Source organism: Pedococcus sp. P2_D7, assembly GCF_056404295.1.
This window is the reverse complement of sequence record NZ_JBFUEH010000002.1, coordinates 750493-765014: the sequence shown is the minus strand read 5'-3', so window position 1 is coordinate 765014 and position 14522 is coordinate 750493. Positions and strand designations below refer to the sequence as shown.

General features: G+C 72.0%; 15 protein-coding genes. 12 read left to right on the top strand and 3 right to left on the bottom strand.

What is annotated here, in order from left to right:
* Both AC1DWJ_RS07145 and AC1DWJ_RS07140 read left to right on the top strand, forming a co-directional pair.
* The coding region (locus AC1DWJ_RS07145) for an HNH endonuclease signature motif containing protein (protein WP_477620363.1) at positions 1-336 on the top strand (336 nt) is incomplete at its 5' end.
* Between the two features lie 149 nt (positions 337-485).
* Positions 486-995, top strand: a complete 510-nt coding sequence (locus AC1DWJ_RS07140; protein ID WP_477620362.1) for a putative immunity protein — start codon at positions 486-488, stop codon at positions 993-995.
* A 9-nt stretch (positions 996-1004) separates the two neighbouring features.
* On the opposite strand, the gene AC1DWJ_RS07135 is transcribed toward AC1DWJ_RS07140, so the two are convergent.
* Positions 1005-1793 carry a hypothetical protein gene (locus tag AC1DWJ_RS07135; protein WP_477620361.1) on the bottom strand — a complete coding sequence of 263 codons (789 nt, stop codon included), beginning with the start codon at positions 1791-1793 and terminating at the stop codon, positions 1005-1007.
* Positions 1794-1916: 123 nt separating this feature from the next.
* Here AC1DWJ_RS07135 and AC1DWJ_RS07130 point away from each other — a divergent pair, with 123 nt between their 5' ends.
* The 10 genes from AC1DWJ_RS07130 to rarD all read left to right on the top strand — a co-directional run bounded on the left by AC1DWJ_RS07130 (position 1917) and on the right by rarD (position 10974).
* Complete coding sequence (locus AC1DWJ_RS07130) at positions 1917-2219, top strand: urease subunit gamma (protein WP_477620360.1); 303 nt, start codon at positions 1917-1919, stop codon at positions 2217-2219.
* A gap of 14 nt (positions 2220-2233) precedes the next feature.
* The gene (gene ureB / locus AC1DWJ_RS07125; protein WP_457253993.1) at positions 2234-2587 is read left to right on the top strand and encodes an urease subunit beta; all 354 of its coding nucleotides are present in this window, start codon (positions 2234-2236) and stop codon (positions 2585-2587) included.
* Positions 2580-4289: an urease subunit alpha gene (locus AC1DWJ_RS07120; protein WP_477620359.1), complete on the top strand. Its 1710-nt coding sequence runs from the start codon at positions 2580-2582 to the stop codon at positions 4287-4289. The genes ureB and AC1DWJ_RS07120 overlap by 8 nt, the downstream gene beginning before the upstream one ends.
* Positions 4290-4313: 24 nt before the next feature.
* A complete protein-coding gene (locus tag AC1DWJ_RS07115) occupies positions 4314-4982 on the top strand; it encodes an urease accessory protein UreF (RefSeq protein WP_477620358.1) in 669 nt (222 codons plus the stop codon).
* Between the two features lie 7 nt (positions 4983-4989).
* On the top strand, positions 4990-5739 hold the full coding sequence (gene ureG, locus AC1DWJ_RS07110) for an urease accessory protein UreG (protein WP_477620373.1): 750 nt from the start codon (positions 4990-4992) through the stop codon (positions 5737-5739).
* On the top strand, positions 5723-6460 hold the full coding sequence (locus AC1DWJ_RS07105) for an urease accessory protein UreD (RefSeq protein ID WP_477620357.1): 738 nt from the start codon (positions 5723-5725) through the stop codon (positions 6458-6460). The genes ureG and AC1DWJ_RS07105 overlap by 17 nt, the downstream gene beginning before the upstream one ends.
* 67 nt (positions 6461-6527) lie before the next feature.
* Positions 6528-6776: an SCO4226 family nickel-binding protein gene (locus AC1DWJ_RS07100; protein ID WP_056924295.1), complete on the top strand. Its 249-nt coding sequence runs from the start codon at positions 6528-6530 to the stop codon at positions 6774-6776.
* Between the two features lie 215 nt (positions 6777-6991).
* On the top strand, positions 6992-8935 hold the full coding sequence (locus tag AC1DWJ_RS07095; protein ID WP_477620356.1) for a 2-oxoacid:acceptor oxidoreductase subunit alpha: 1944 nt from the start codon (positions 6992-6994) through the stop codon (positions 8933-8935).
* Positions 8932-10029, top strand: coding sequence for a 2-oxoacid:ferredoxin oxidoreductase subunit beta (locus tag AC1DWJ_RS07090; RefSeq protein WP_477620355.1), 1098 nt, complete (start codon positions 8932-8934; stop codon positions 10027-10029). Before AC1DWJ_RS07095 ends, AC1DWJ_RS07090 begins: the two co-directional genes overlap by 4 nt.
* A gap of 24 nt (positions 10030-10053) precedes the next feature.
* Positions 10054-10974: an EamA family transporter RarD gene (gene rarD / locus AC1DWJ_RS07085; RefSeq protein ID WP_477620354.1), complete on the top strand. Its 921-nt coding sequence runs from the start codon at positions 10054-10056 to the stop codon at positions 10972-10974.
* 58 nt (positions 10975-11032) lie between these two features.
* Here the strand turns inward: rarD and AC1DWJ_RS07080 are convergent, their stop codons facing one another.
* Together AC1DWJ_RS07080 and AC1DWJ_RS07075 are read right to left on the bottom strand one after the other, a co-directional pair.
* Positions 11033-13342 carry a glycoside hydrolase family 31 protein gene (locus AC1DWJ_RS07080; protein ID WP_477620353.1) on the bottom strand — a complete coding sequence of 770 codons (2310 nt, stop codon included), beginning with the start codon at positions 13340-13342 and terminating at the stop codon, positions 11033-11035.
* Positions 13339-14490: a glycoside hydrolase family 15 protein gene (locus AC1DWJ_RS07075; protein WP_477620352.1), complete on the bottom strand. Its 1152-nt coding sequence runs from the start codon at positions 14488-14490 to the stop codon at positions 13339-13341. The genes AC1DWJ_RS07080 and AC1DWJ_RS07075 overlap by 4 nt, the downstream gene beginning before the upstream one ends.
* Between the last annotated feature and the right edge of the window lie 32 nt (positions 14491-14522).

Below are 14522 nucleotides of genomic sequence, written 5' to 3'. Positions count from 1 at the left end.
GACTCGGTCACCGGCGCGACCCGCTGGCAGGACCCGCGCACCTACCGCCCCGGCGCCGCCACCGCGCGAGCCGTCCGATCCCGGGACGGCACCTGCCGGTTCCCCGGCTGCGCCACCGCCGCCAGACGCTGCCAGCTCGACCACGTGGTCCGACATCCCGACGGGCCGACCACCGTCACCAACCTGCAGACCCTGTGCGCCACCCACCACGGGTTCAAGCACCACGCCGGCTGGCAGGTCACCATGGACGAGCTCGGCGTCTGCACCTGGACCGCCCCCGACGGCCGCACCCACACCACCCGGCCCCTGGACCGCCACGGCTTCCGAGCCGCCTGACCGAGCCAGTTCCCCGAGACGTGTGGGAGACCGGTGCCCGACGGATCGGTCCGGAGCGGAGCACTCAGGGCGGTCACTCCACAGCCATCTCCTCCAGCATCGACCGGCCAGGCCGTGGTGGGAAGGTCGAGGGCTGGCAGGCTGGACGCGTGATCCTCCCCGAAGTCCGTGACCCGCGCTTGGTCACGGTGCGCCGCGGCGGGACGCTCACGGATGCCGACCACCACCTCCTGGCCCGGTGGGCAGCGGCGTGTGCCGAGCACGTCCTGCCCCTCTTCGAGCGGGACGAGCCATCGGATGGTCGCCCACGAGCGGCGATCGACGCGGCGCGCGCCTGGGCCCGCGGCGAGCTGACGATGATGGACGCGAGGTCCCGAGGCGGACAGGCGATGGGTGCGGCGCGACCGCTGCGGGGGCCAGCCCGGTTCGCCGCCTATGCCGCCGGCCAGGCGGCGTGCGTCGGACACGTGGCTGAACACGACCTCGGGGCAGCGGCCTACGCGATCAAGGCCGCTCAGGCAGCGAGCCCGCACGATCCCGAAGCCAGACGACGTGAGCGCGACTGGCAGCGCGACCAGCTTCCCCAGGAGATCCGAGTGCTCGTGCTCGAGGACCAGGCGCGCCGCAGCGCCATCTGCTGGTCCACCTTCGACGACTGACGAGCAACCTCAGCCAGGTGTCGCAAGGGCGCGGAGGAGGCCCAGGAGGAGGTCCGCGACGCGGGCGGGTTCGGCGAGGTGGGCGAGGTGGTGGCCGGCCTCGCGACGCACCACCCAGCCGAGCCCTTCGGCGCGGGCGAGCTCCTCGGCATACGTGTCACCGAAGCCGAGGTATGCCGCGGGCCGCGCCTCCCAGCCCGACGGCACCGGAAGCGGCGTCGTGAAGTAGTCGGGGGGAAGGCGGGGGGCCTCGCGGGTCACGCGGTCGAGCCAGTCGTCGTTCGGGAAGAGGGCCGCGACCTCCGCGCGGTCCCACCACGACGGCCAGGGCGGGAGCACACCATCCGTCAGCGGAAGTGTCTCGATGAACTCCGCGAAGGACGCGGGAGCCAGCCTGGTCTCGGCCACGCCGGGAGCGGGCAGGGCAGCGTCCAGGTAGACGACCGGTAGGTCGCGCGCGCTGGCGAGGGTCGGCGCGTAGTACCCGGCGTTGCTGTGCGCGACGAGCAGGGTGGCCTCATGGTGGTCGGTCACCGCTCCGAAGGCGTGGAGCACGCCGCCCGGCATGACCTCACCGGCAGGCATCGACGCGACCACGGTCGGCAGCCCGCGGTCCCTGAGGAGCCCGGCCAGGGGCAGGTAGCTGGCCGGCCCGAGCAGCGGACTGGGCAGGATGACGACGCGCGGGGAGACGGCGCCCCCCGTGGGGCTGGCACCGGACGTGGGGCTGGCACCGGACGTGGGGTTGGCACCGGACGTGAGGGCGCTGCGCGACGTGGGGGTGCTGCGCGACGACATCCTTGGACGCTAGCGCTGGCGGCGAGGAAATCCGCACGAAACACTGCCTTGGTCTACTGGCCCTGCCCGACCGCACCGAACCACCACCGAGAGGCCGGGCACCGTCACGCCAAGGAGGCCGCGATGCACCTGTCCCCCGCTGACACCGAGAAGCTCCTGCTGTCGGTGGCCGGCATGGTCGCCCGCGACCGCCTGTCGCGCGGCGTCCGGCTCAACCACCCCGAGTCGATCGCCCTCCTCTCGACCTGGGTCATCGAGCGCGCCAGGGATGGCGCCCTCGTGGCCGACCTGATGGAGCAGGGTCGCACCGTGCTCACCCGCGACGACGTCATGGACGGGGTGCCCGAGATGATCGCCGACATCCAGGTCGAGGCGACCTTCCCCGACGGCCGCAAGCTGGTCACCCTCCACCACCCCATCGCCTGAGAGGACGGAACCCGTTGAGCAGCAACACCTCCGGCCCCGGCGCGATCAGGGTCAGGCCCGGCACCGTCACCATCAACGCCGACCGCACCGACGCCGAACGGCTCACCCTCGTCATCGTGAACACCGGCGACCGTCCGGTGCAGATCGGCTCCCACCTGCACCTGCCCGACAGCAACGCAGCCCTCGACTTCGACCGCACGGCCGCCCACGGCTTCCGGCTCGACCTCCCCAGCGGCACGTCGGTGCGGTTCGAGCCAGGGGTCAGCCGGGAGGTCGACGCCGTCGCGTTCCGCGGACGTCGGAGGGTCCCCGGCCTCCAGCTGCCGGCCACGACCGGCCGCCCGACCGAGGGTCAGCTCGATGGCTGACCTCGACCGCGAGCGCTACGCCGCGATCTACGGCCCGACGACCGGTGACCAGGTCCGGCTCGGTGACACCGACCTCTGGATCGAGGTCGAGGACGACCTGACCTTCGGAGGCGAGGAGGCCGTCTTCGGAGGGGGCAAGTCGATTCGCGAGTCGATGGCCCAGGGCACCCGCAGCAGCGCGGACGGGGCCCTCGACACCGTGGTGACGAACGCGATCGTGCTCGACCACTGGGGCATCGTCCGCGCCGACGTCGGCATCCGTGCCGGCCGGATCGTTGCGCTCGGCCGCAGCGGCAACCCCGACATCGCCGACGGCGTGCACCCGGACCTGGAGATCGGGCCGGGCACCGACGTCATCTCCGGCGAGGGCCGCATCCTCACCGCCGGAGGGGTCGACCTGCACGTGCACTTCCTCTCCACCAGCCAGGTCCACGAGGCCCTGGCGGCGGGGCTGACCACCTTGGGCGGCGGAGGCACCGGTCCGTCCGAGGGGTCCAAGGCGACCACCGTCACCCCCGGCCCCTGGCACCTCCAGTCCGTGCTCCGTGGCCTCGACCACCTCCCGGTCAACCTCCTGCTCATGGGCAAGGGCAACACCGTCAGCGGCGCAGGGTTGCGCGAGCAGGCGCTCGCCGGCGCGGCGGCATACAAGGTCCACGAGGACTGGGGCAGCACCCCGGCGGCGATCGACGCAGCCCTGCGTGCCGCCGAGGAGTTCGGCCTGCAGGTGGCGCTGCACAGCGACAGCCTCAACGAGGCGGGGTTCGTCGACTCGACGCTCCGGGCGATCGCGGGGCGCAGCATCCACGCCTTCCACACCGAGGGTGCCGGCGGCGGTCACGCCCCCGACATCATCACCATCGCCGGTCACCCCAACGTGCTCCCCGGCTCGACGAACCCGACCCTCCCCCATACCGTCAACACGGTCGCCGAGCACCTCGACATGCTGATGGTCTGCCACCACCTCAACCCTGCGGTCCCCGAGGACCTGGCCTTCGCCGAGAGCCGGATCCGCGCGACCACCATCGCGGCCGAGGACATCCTCCACGACCTCGGCGCCCTCTCCATGACGAGCAGCGACGCGCAGGCGATGGGTCGCATCGGCGAGGTGGTCACCCGCACCTGGCAGGTCGCCCACGTGATGAAGGACCGGCTCGGCGCCCTGGGCGGCGGCCTCCCCGCCGACAACGAGAGGGCCCGCCGCTACGTGGCCAAGTACACGATCAACCCCGCCATCGCGCACGGCATCGACCACGAGATCGGGTCGGTCGAACCGGGCAAGCTCGCCGACCTCGTGCTGTGGGACCCCAAGCTCTTCGGGTGGCGCCCCGACGTCGTGATCAAGGCGGGCGCGATCGTGTATGCCGCGCTCGGAGACCCGAACGCGTCGATCCCCACACCGCAGCCGGTGCTCATGCGCCCGGCACTGGTGGGCGAGGGCGGGGCGGGCGCCGACCACGCGCTGACGTTCGTGGCGCCCGCGGCCCTCGACGACGGCCTCGCCGACCGGCTCGGCCTGCGCCGCGAGCTGGCCGCCGTCCGTCCGACGCGGGCCGTGACCAAGGCCGACATGGTGAACAACGACGCCCTGCCGATGATCGAGGTCGACCCCGAGTCGTTCGCGATCACCATCGACGGCGAGCGCGTCGAACCGGCCCCGGCCACCGAACTCCCACTCGCCCAACGCTATTCGCTGTTCTGAGTGAGACTGGGACCACCAACCGCCATGCTCCCCCACCCCGAGTTCGCAGCCATGCTGCTGGCCGACGGCCGACTGCCCGTCGGCGGCCACACCCAGTCCTCCGGCCTCGAGCCAGCCCTCCTCGGCGGCCTCGAGCCGCGCGACGTGCCCGCCCTGGTGGCAACCCGGCTGCGGACCGTCGTGCTGGTCGATGCGGCGACGGCGGTGGTCGCCCGACACCGCACCCTCGCCGGACTGCCCCTCGACGACCTCCAACTGGCCTGGGCCGCCCGGACCCCCAGCGAGGTCGTGCGTGCCGCGTCCATCGCGGTGGGGCGGGGGCAGCGCCGGCTGGCCCAGCGGCTGTGGCCGGGCAGCGCCGCCGCCTCCGCCCTCGCGCCCCTTCCCGCTCCCGCCCGGCCCGTGGCGGTCGGCGCGACGGCCGCCGCGGCCGGTCTCGACGGTGCGCGCACCGCCCGTCTCGTCGGGTACGACGACGTCCAGTCCCTCTGCGCCGCAGCCCTCAAGCTCTGCCCGCTCGACCCGGTCGAGACCACCGAGTGGCTGCTGCACGCCGGTCCCGCGATCGAGCAGGTCGTGGCCACCGTCGCGCACCTGACCGAGCCGGACGGCATCCCTGCGCCGTCCGCACCGCTGCTGGAGCAGTGGCAGCACGCCCACCCCACCCACGCACGGAGGCTGTTCAGTGCCTGAAACCGCCATGCCAGACACCACCACGCCTGACACCACCAGTCCCGACGCCACCCGCGCGTTCCGGCTCGGCGTCGCCGGCCCGGTCGGCACCGGCAAGTCCTCACTCATCGCCATGGTCTGTCGCGAGCTCGGCGACCAGCTGCGACTCGGGGTGGTGACCAACGACATCTACACCGACGAGGACGCCCGGATGCTGCGCGCCGCCGGCGTCCTCGACCCCGAGCGGATCCGCGCCGTGGAGACGGGCGCCTGTCCGCACACCGCGATCCGCGACGACGTGACCGCCAACCTGCTCGCCGTCGAGGACCTCGAGGCCGACTTCGCACCCCTCGACCTGGTGCTGGTGGAGTCGGGCGGCGACAACCTCACCGCGACCTTCTCGCCCGCGTTGGTCGACGCCCAGGTCTTCGTCCTCGACGTGGCCGGCGGCGGCGACGTGGTGCGCAAGGGCGGCCCCGGCATCTCCCGCGCCGACCTCCTGGTGGTCAACAAGACCGACCTCGCGCCCCACGTCGGCGTCGACGCCGACCTCATGCAGGTGCAGGGTCGGGAGGCCCGCGACGGCCGGCCCGTCATCGGCCTGTCGCGCACCGACCCCGCCTCGGTCGCCGAGCTGCGCGCCTGGGTCCTGACGATGCTCGGCGCCCACCGCAGCGGCCACCACGTGCCCGTCGACCCCGGCCCGATGGCCCCCCACAGCCACGGTGAAGACGGCACCCACAGTCATGGCGGCGGTGCCGGTGCCCACGCACACTGAGGTCCGCACGGCCCGGGTCGAGCTCTGGGCCCGGGGCGACAGCAGCCGACTCGTGCTGGCCGCCGGCCTGGTCACCCCCCGAGTGGTCCGACAGGAGGGGTCGGGCGCCGAGGTCGCCCTCCTCGCCACGACCGCCACGCTCCTCGGTGGGGACACCCTCCGGCTGGCGGTCGAGGTGGGTCCCGGGATGCGCCTCGACCTGCGCGACGTCGCGGGCACCGTGGCCTACCACGGTCGGGGACTCGGCTGCGTGGTCGACGCCTCGCTGCGGGTGCACGAGGGCGCGACCCTCACCTGGGCCGGCGAACCGCTCGTCGTCGCCGACGGCTCCGCCGTCACCCGCCACCTGCGCGCGGACGTCAGCGAGGGCGGACGCCTGCTGCTCCGCGACCGGGTCGCCCTCGGCCGCAGCGGCCAGGACGGCGGCCGACTCGACTGCCACACGACCCTCGGGTATGCCGGTCGGCCGGCCCTCGTGGAGCACCTCGAGGTGCGGGCCGGGCTGGGACCGGGCGCCCTCGGGACGGCGCGGGTCGTCGACACCCTCACCGCGCTCGGGTGGCGGCCGGACGCCGTCGCCGGCCACGCGGCATACCGGCTGCACGAACCGGGCAGCGTCGCCCGCGAGCTGCTCGACGAGGCGCACACCTCCGGCCTGCCAGCGGTGTGGGCCGACTGGCACGCCGAGCTCCCAGCCCACCGGGGGCTCCCACCAATTTGACGGAGCCTCCGCCCGGCCGCTCGGGCGTAGTTTGGCAGGACAACCAACCTGAGAAAGGGGCGCCACCATGGGTCAGTTCATGGATGTCCACACCAACATGCCCGGGGTCACCGCCGAGGCGCTGCTCGAGGCACACCGGGCCGACCTCGCCATCCAGGACGAGGAGTCAGTGGACTTCAAGCAGGCTTGGGCCGACCCGGTGAGCGGTCACGTCTTCTGCCTCTCCGAGGGACCGGACAAGGACGCCATCCAGCGCATCCATGAGCGCGCCGGCCACCCCTACGACGAGATCCACGAGATCACCGTCACGGCCTGACCCGCCACGCACCACTCGCGGGCCGGCCCGCCGCCGCTCGCGCACCGCCCGCTCGACCTGTCAGGGCTCGATCCGCCGCGCCCATTAACGACATGCCCGACTGTCCGAAATGCGGGTTGCCCGCATGCCCCGGCGGCAGCCGTCCTACCATGGAAGAACGCCCGCAGGAGGCGAGCGGCGCGCAGACAGCAGATGAACAGGTGGCGGAACACGCAGTGACGCAGACACAGTCGAGCGGCAAGAGCGTCCAACGCCTCGATCGGGTCGTGATCCGGTTCGCCGGCGACTCGGGCGACGGCATGCAGCTGACCGGAGACCGGTTCACGTCGGAGACCGCCGCACTCGGCAACGACCTCTCGACCCTGCCCAACTTCCCCGCCGAGATCCGGGCGCCCCAGGGCACCCTCCCCGGCGTCTCCAGCTTCCAGCTGCACTTCGCCGACCACGACGTCCTGACCCCGGGTGACGCACCGGACGTGCTGGTCGCGATGAACCCCGCGGCCCTCAAGGCCAACCTGCGCGACCTGCCGCGCGGCGCGACGATCATCGCCAACACCGACGAGTTCTCGAAGCGCAACCTCGCCAAGGTCGGCTACGACGCCAACCCCCTCGACGACGGCAGCCTCGAGTCCTGGCACGTCCACCCCGTCGCGCTCACCTCGATCACCGTCGAGGCCCTCGCTGCCTTCGACACCTTGTCCCGCAAGGACAAGGAGCGCGCCAAGAACATGTTCGCGCTCGGGCTGCTGTCGTGGATGTACCACCGCCCGACCACCGGCACCGAGTCGTTCCTGGAGAAGAAGTTCGGCTCCAAGCCCGACATCCTCGCCGCGAACCTCACGGCACTGAGGGCCGGTCTCCACTACGGCGAGACCACCGAGGACTTCGCCGTCTCCTACGAGATCGCGCCCGCCAAGATGGCCCCGGGCACCTACCGCAACATCACCGGCAACGCCGCGCTCGCCCTCGGGCTGGTCACGGCGTCGCACCGAGCCGGCATCCCGCTCGTGCTCGGCTCCTACCCGATCACCCCCGCGTCCGACATCCTGCACACCCTCTCGGGCCTCAAGCGCTACGGCGTGACGACCCTGCAGGCCGAGGACGAGATCGCCGGCATCGGCGCCGCCCTCGGGGCGTCGTTCGGCGGCGCCATCGGGGTGACCACGACCTCCGGCCCCGGCGTCGCGCTCAAGTCCGAGACGATCGGTCTCGGCGTCTCGCTCGAGCTCCCGCTGGTCATCGTCGACGTGCAGCGTGGCGGCCCCTCGACGGGTCTCCCCACCAAGACCGAGCAGTCCGACCTGCTCCAGGCGATGTTCGGGCGCAACGGCGAGTCCCCGGTGCCGATCGTGGCCCCGCAGTCCCCCGCCGACTGCTTCGACGCCGCGCTGGAGGCGGTGCGGATCGCCACGACCTACCGCACCCCGGTGTTCCTGCTCTCCGACGGCTACCTCGCCAACGGCTCCGAGCCGTGGTCGATCCCGTCGGTGTCCGAGCTGCCCGACCTGACCGTCGAGTTCGCGACCGAGCCGAACGACACCGACGACAAGGGCGAGCCGGTCTTCCACCCGTACCTGCGCGACGAGGCCACCTTGGCCCGACCGTGGGCGATCCCCGGCACGCCCGGCCTCGAGCACCGGATCGGCGGCATCGAGAAGGCCAACGTCACCGGCAACATCTCCTACGACCCCGACAACCACGACCTGATGACCCGTCTGCGGGCCGCCAAGGTCGAGCGGATCGCCGACACCATCGGTGAGCTCGAGGTCGACGACCCGAGCGGGGAGGCCACCGTGCTGGTCCTCGGCTGGGGGTCGACCTACGGGCCGATCGCCGCCGCGGCGCGCAGCGTCCGCAACACCGGCGCCAAGGTGGCCAGGGCCCACCTGCGCCACCTCAACCCGTTCCCCGCCAACACCGGCGAGGTCCTGCGGCGCTACGACCGGGTGCTCGTCCCCGAGATGAACATGGGCCAGCTCGCGATGCTGCTGCGCGCCAAGTTCCTCGTCGACGTCCACTCCTTCACCCAGGTGCGTGGGCTGCCGTTCACCACGGTCGAGCTCGCCGACGCCATCGTGTCGCTCGCCTCCGGCGACGACGCCCTGGCTCCTGACAGCAAGGCCACCGACGCCGTGGCCGCCAAGGGAGGACGAGCATGACCACCAACCTGGGTATGCCGGGCAGCGCCCCTCCCAGCGGCACCGCCGGGGTCCCGCACCTCGCCGAGGACGCCCCGAAGCAGACCAAGAAGGAGTTCACCTCCGACCAGGAGGTGCGCTGGTGCCCCGGGTGTGGCGACTACGCCATCCTCGCCGCCGTGCAGGGCTTCCTGCCCGAGCTCGGCCTCAAGCGCGAGAACACGGTGTTCGTCTCCGGGATCGGCTGCTCGTCGCGGTTCCCGTACTACCTCGACACCTACGGCATGCACTCGATCCACGGGCGCGCGCCGGCGATCGCCACCGGCCTGGCCACCAGCCGCCCCGACCTGTCGGTCTGGGTCGTGACCGGTGACGGTGACGCGCTGTCGATCGGCGGCAACCACCTGATCCACGCCCTGCGCCGCAACGTGAACCTCACGATCCTGTTGTTCAACAACCAGATCTACGGCCTGACCAAGGGGCAGTACTCGCCGACGTCGGAGGTCGGCAAGGTCACCAAGTCGACCCCGATGGGCTCGGTCGACCACCCGTTCAACCCGGTGTCCCTTGCCCTGGGGGCCGAGGCGACCTTCGTGGCCCGGACGACCGACACCGACCGCAAGCACCTCACCGAGATCCTGCGCGCCGCCGCTGAGCACCGCGGCACCTCCCTGGTCGAGATCTACCAGAACTGCCCGATCTTCAACGACGGCGCGTTCGACCTCATCAAGGACCGCACCCAGCAGGAGGCGCGGATCGTCAACCTCGCCGACGGCGAGCCCGTGGCCGTCGGGCCCGAGGACGACCGGCAGGTGCTCGTCCGCAGTGCGGGCGGCACCATGGAGTTCGTCCCGCGGGCCGAGTCCGAGGGTCGTGACGTGGTCGTCCACGACGCCGGCGCTGCGGACCCCACCCAGGCCTTCGCGCTGTCAAGGCTGGACTCGCCCCAGATGACGCACGTGCCGATGGGCATCTTCCGCAGCGTCTCCCGGCCGACCTACGACGACATGGTCCCGGCCCAGGTGGACGCCGCCATCGACACCGCTGGTGGCCGCCCCACCGACGCCGACCTCGACGCGCTGATCCACGGTCGCGACACGTGGACCGTGGCGTGACCCACGACCCGACCACCGCCTGAGGTGCCGGCGGACGAAGGGCGGCGCGGCGCGGCATACGGGTTCATCGCCTATGCGATCTGGGGGGCCTTCCCGCTCTACTTCGCGGCGCTCAAGCCGGCCGGCGCGTGGGAGATCCTCGCGCACCGCATCCTGTGGACCCTCCTGCTGTGCGCCCTCGTGCTGCTGGTGCGGCGCGACCTCGCCTGGGCGCGGCAGCTGTGGCAGCGCCCGCGACTGGGACTCGGCGTCACCGCCGCCGCGCTGCTCATCGCCGCGAACTGGGTGATCTACGTGGCCGCGGTGCTCGGCGGTCGCACCACCGAGGCGGCCCTCGGTTACTTCCTCAACCCCATCGTCACGGTCGCGCTCGGCGTGGTCGTGCTGCGCGAGCGCCTGCGCCCGCTGCAGTGGGTCGCGGTGGGCATCGGCGCCCTCGCCGGCGTCTACCTGAGCGTGGCCGCGGGGTCGGTGCCCGTCGTGGCGCTGAGCCTGGCCATGTCGTTCGGCCTCTACGGCCTCGTCAAGAAGAAGGTCGGCGCGTCGCTGGAGGCGATGCACTCGCTGACCGCCGAGACCGCCGTGCTCGCGCCGATCGCCGTCGTCATGCTCGCGGTGCTGACCAGCCGGGGCGACACCACCTTCACCACCGAGGGCGAGTGGCACACGACGCTGCTCGTCGCCGCCGGGGTGGCGACCGCGACCCCGCTGCTCCTCTTCGCCGCGGCGGCGCGGCGGGTGCCGCTCGTCACGATCGGCCTGCTGCAGTTCATCACCCCGGTGCTCCAGCTCCTGTGTGGCGTGCTGCTGCTCGACGAGCACCTGTCGCGCAGCCGGTGGGTCGGCTTCGGCATCGTGTGGGTGGCGTTGGTGGTGCTCAGCGTCGACTCGATCAGGAACCTGCCGCGCAGGGGCCGACCGGACCCCGAGCCCGTCCTCCCCTGACCGAGCGCGCGCGTCGTCGCCCCGTGCTCCTGACCCGTCGCTCACGCCATCCGGCGCCTCACCCCTCGAAGATCACTGACAGCCCGCTGGACCACGCCTCCGCCAGCGCATAGACGGGGACGATGTCGAGGGGGACGGGCCGGACGACCTCGCCGCTGCTCACCGCGTCGCCGGTCCAGACGTCGACCCAGCTTCCCTCGGGCAGGTAGGTCGCCCAGCTGTCCGGGCCGGCCTCGGTCACCGGGTTGACCAGCAGGTCGGCGCCGAGCATCCACTGTCGCGGGTGCTGCCAGACCCGGGGGTCTGCCGGGTGGTCGAAGAACAACGGACGCATGAGCGGTCGGTCCGTGTCGACCGTGATGGCTGCCTGCGCTGCCAAGTAGGCCACCAGTCGCTCCCGCAGGTGGGCGAACCGGCGAAACACCGGCACGACTCGGTCGTCGTGCGTCTGCTCGCCCACGTGCCAGGGCGTGCGGTCGCGGAGCGGGAGCTGGTGGTGGTTGAACTCGGAGTGGTACTGCATGATCGGCATGAAGGTGGACGCGCCCGCCGCCCGCAGATAGAGCTCGGCGTCGGGGACTGGTCCGGAGAACCCCGCGAGGTCCCAGCCCCAGTAGACGATCCCGCACGACGCGGCAGTCAGGCCGGCCGTGATCGAGTTTCCGAACGCCTCCCAGGTCGAGTCCTCGTCCCCGGCCCAGAAGACGCCGTGCGCCTGCGACCCCGTGAAGCCGCTGCGGGAGAAGGTCACCGGCGCCTTGCCGTGCTTGCGCAGGAGGTCGCCGAACGCCTTGGCGTAGTGCACCGGATAGAGGTTGTTGCCCTCGTCGCCCCGGCGCCCGTCGGCATACTCCAGGTCGTGGCCCCACGCGTGCTCGCCGCCGTCGGTCTTGAACCCGTCGACCCCGAGCCCCTCCACGAGGTAGTCGCGCTTTGCGGTCCACCAGTCACGGGTGCGCTGGGTTGACAGGTCTGGCATCAGCGCCTGGGGAAACCACCAGCCACGGTTGAGGTATGCCGTCCCGTCGGCCTCCCGGACCGCGTGCCCGCCGTCGACCATCGCCGATCCCTCGGCGAGCACCTGGTCGTGCAGCCCGGCCTCCGACCGAGCCGTCTTGAGCAGGGGGATCTGCCAGAACAAGACCTTGATGTCGCGGTCGTGCAGCGTGTCCACCATGGCCTTGGGATCGGGCCAAGCGCCCTCGGCGGGATAGGTGACGTCCGTTGCGGCGAAAGGGGTTCCGTCAGCCCGGACGTCGTAGGTCGCGTCGCGGGGGATCATGATTCCCTCCTCGTCGCTCCAGGCCTCGATCACCACGGCGCCGACGGGGATGTCGAGCTCGCGGTGGGTCTCCATCCGGGCCAGCACGAGGTCCTGGGTGTTCCACTCGTTGCCCGAGGCCCAGAGCCGGAAGACCCAGTCCGGGAGCTCCTCGGCCCTGCCAGCTTCGTCCAGGAAGGCGGACAGCACCTCGATCGGCGAACCGTCATAGATGCCCAGGTTGACCTGTGCCACGCGGCCACCACCCACCTCGAGCTCGACCCGGAGCTGGTCAGGCGCGCTGGCGCCGACGTCGTACCAGGACCGACGTGACGTGCGGAGGTGAAAGCCCCACGCCGAACCGTCCGCCCCGACGATGTGGGCAAACGGCATCGGCAGGTAGGTGCGTCCGTGGGTCCCCTGGGACTTGTACTGCTCGAAGACGACGGCGTCGAGGCGACGCCCCAGCTGGTCGAGGTGGTCGAACCTCTCGCCGAACCCCACGACGTGGTCTCCCGGTGCGAGCGACAAGGCGAACCTGGCCCGCTGCAGGCCGGTGGCCGTGACCAACCACTCGACCGAGTCCTCGACCAGCCGGCGGCCACCACCGGAGAGGGTCGCCTCGAGCCCGTCGGGGACGGTGGCGGTCCAGCGGGCCGGTCGGACCTCGAACCAGTCGGTCGTGGCCCCAAGGCCGTCCCCCGTCCCGGTCGGTAAGTCGCCCCTCGTGGTCGGGTCGTCGCCCGTCGTGGCGGTGAAGCGGTAGCTGTACCCCGCTTCGTCGTCGACCGACGGGCTCTGCACGGCCCACCCGCCGTCGCCGCCGAGAGAGGCAGCCTGGGCCTCCGCGAGGTGGCCCTCGCCGCCCGCCAGCGCCGCGGCTGAGGCGGCGTCGGCCCGTCGGGGGGACAACGGCAGCCGGACGACCTCCCCGGTCGTGTCGCGCCACTCGCAGGTGACGCTGACGACGCTCGGGTGCGCGACCACCCCGAGCAGCACGCTCTGGCCAGCCTCGGGCTGGACCGGGATCCGCTGGTCGAGGGAGGTGGCGTAAGGGTGCTCGATCCCGTGGGGCCGGTGGGTGAGCAGGGTCGTGGAGGAGGTCACGTGTCCAGTCCTTCGAGCAGGCCGAGCTCGTCGGCGAGGATGAGGTACATGCCGTGCGACCACAGCAGTGGGGTGGCGACCGGCCCCCAGCGGTCGAGCCACTCCTGGCGCGAGCCGGGGTGTCGCAGGTGGTTCGGCACCTGTTCGGGGAGGTCGCCCTCGTCGGTGGCCTGGTCCACGATCCATCGCAGGTGGCGCCAGGCACCGTCCACGTCACCTGCGGACGCCTTGTTCCAACCCAGCAGGGCACTGAGCAGCAGCCACTGGCCGCCGCCGTAGAAGACGTCGGCCCGGAACCGGTGGACGCCACCGTCGAGGTCCAGGTCAGACCCGACCGAGGCGAGCGTCGCGGCAGCCATGGGGTCGTCGACCCCGACCAGCCCGAAGGGAACGATGCAGGCCGGCAGCGAGCCGTCGACCGCGTCAGAACCGAGCCACTTCGACAGGCGTCCGTCGACCACGCCCTCGTCGAGGACCAGAGCCCGCGCCCGCGCGGCCGTGGCGCGGGCCGCCCGGTCGCGTTGGGGGTCAAGGACTCCAGAGCCGGCAATGGCCACCAGTCCGCCGTGGATCGCCCCCAGGGTCGAGGTGTGCCGGTGCTCGACGTGCTCCTCCCACCAGTCGTAGCAGGGCAGGTCCCAGAACTCGGTGGTGAAGTCGAGGGCGACCTCGATGCCCGGCAGCCACCGCCCCAGGTCACGGCCATGACGCTCCGCATGGGTGACGACCGACCACAGCCACATCCCGTAGCCATCGGTCTGGAAGTCCCACCAGGGATCCGAGCCGTCCTCGCCGGTGAAGGTGAATCGGGTGGGGAGCATCCGGTTCAGCGGGATCGCTGCACCTGCCGCCTTGAGCGCGAGCAGGTCGTCCACCTGGCCGCGACGCGCAGCGAGCACACGGCATACCCAGTCATGGAAGCCATCAGCGGACGTGACGTCGCCATAGCGCGAGATCCCCTCTGCCGTAAAGGATCCGTCGCGCAACCAGGCATAGCCACGGTACGCAGAGAAGGTAGGCGAGGCTGGGTAGGCACCGCCTGGATCCTGGTGGGAGGTGATGACCTCGTGGCTACGGCGGGCCAGCTCGCGGAGCCGGTCCAGCTCGTCGGGCGTGGCGGGGGTGGAGGCGTCGTTGAGGACAGTCATGGGTCTCTCATGTCGAAGAGCTGCCGGGGCCC

What these genes read in the sequence shown, in the direction of transcription:
- AC1DWJ_RS07115 (WP_477620358.1), top strand. Translation starts at nt 4,314, where the DNA reads ATGCTCCCCCACCCCGAGTTCGCAGCCATGCTGCTGGCCGACGGCCGA.
- AC1DWJ_RS07075 (WP_477620352.1), bottom strand. Translation starts at nt 14,490, where the DNA reads ATGACTGTCCTCAACGACGCCTCCACCCCCGCCACGCCCGACGAGCTG.
- AC1DWJ_RS07100 (WP_056924295.1), top strand. Translation starts at nt 6,528, where the DNA reads ATGGGTCAGTTCATGGATGTCCACACCAACATGCCCGGGGTCACCGCC.
- AC1DWJ_RS07130 (WP_477620360.1), top strand. Translation starts at nt 1,917, where the DNA reads ATGCACCTGTCCCCCGCTGACACCGAGAAGCTCCTGCTGTCGGTGGCC.
- AC1DWJ_RS07135 (WP_477620361.1), bottom strand. Translation starts at nt 1,793, where the DNA reads ATGTCGTCGCGCAGCACCCCCACGTCGCGCAGCGCCCTCACGTCCGGT.
- AC1DWJ_RS07090 (WP_477620355.1), top strand. Translation starts at nt 8,932, where the DNA reads ATGACCACCAACCTGGGTATGCCGGGCAGCGCCCCTCCCAGCGGCACC.
- AC1DWJ_RS07120 (WP_477620359.1), top strand. Translation starts at nt 2,580, where the DNA reads ATGGCTGACCTCGACCGCGAGCGCTACGCCGCGATCTACGGCCCGACG.
- ureG (WP_477620373.1), top strand. Translation starts at nt 4,990, where the DNA reads ATGCCAGACACCACCACGCCTGACACCACCAGTCCCGACGCCACCCGC.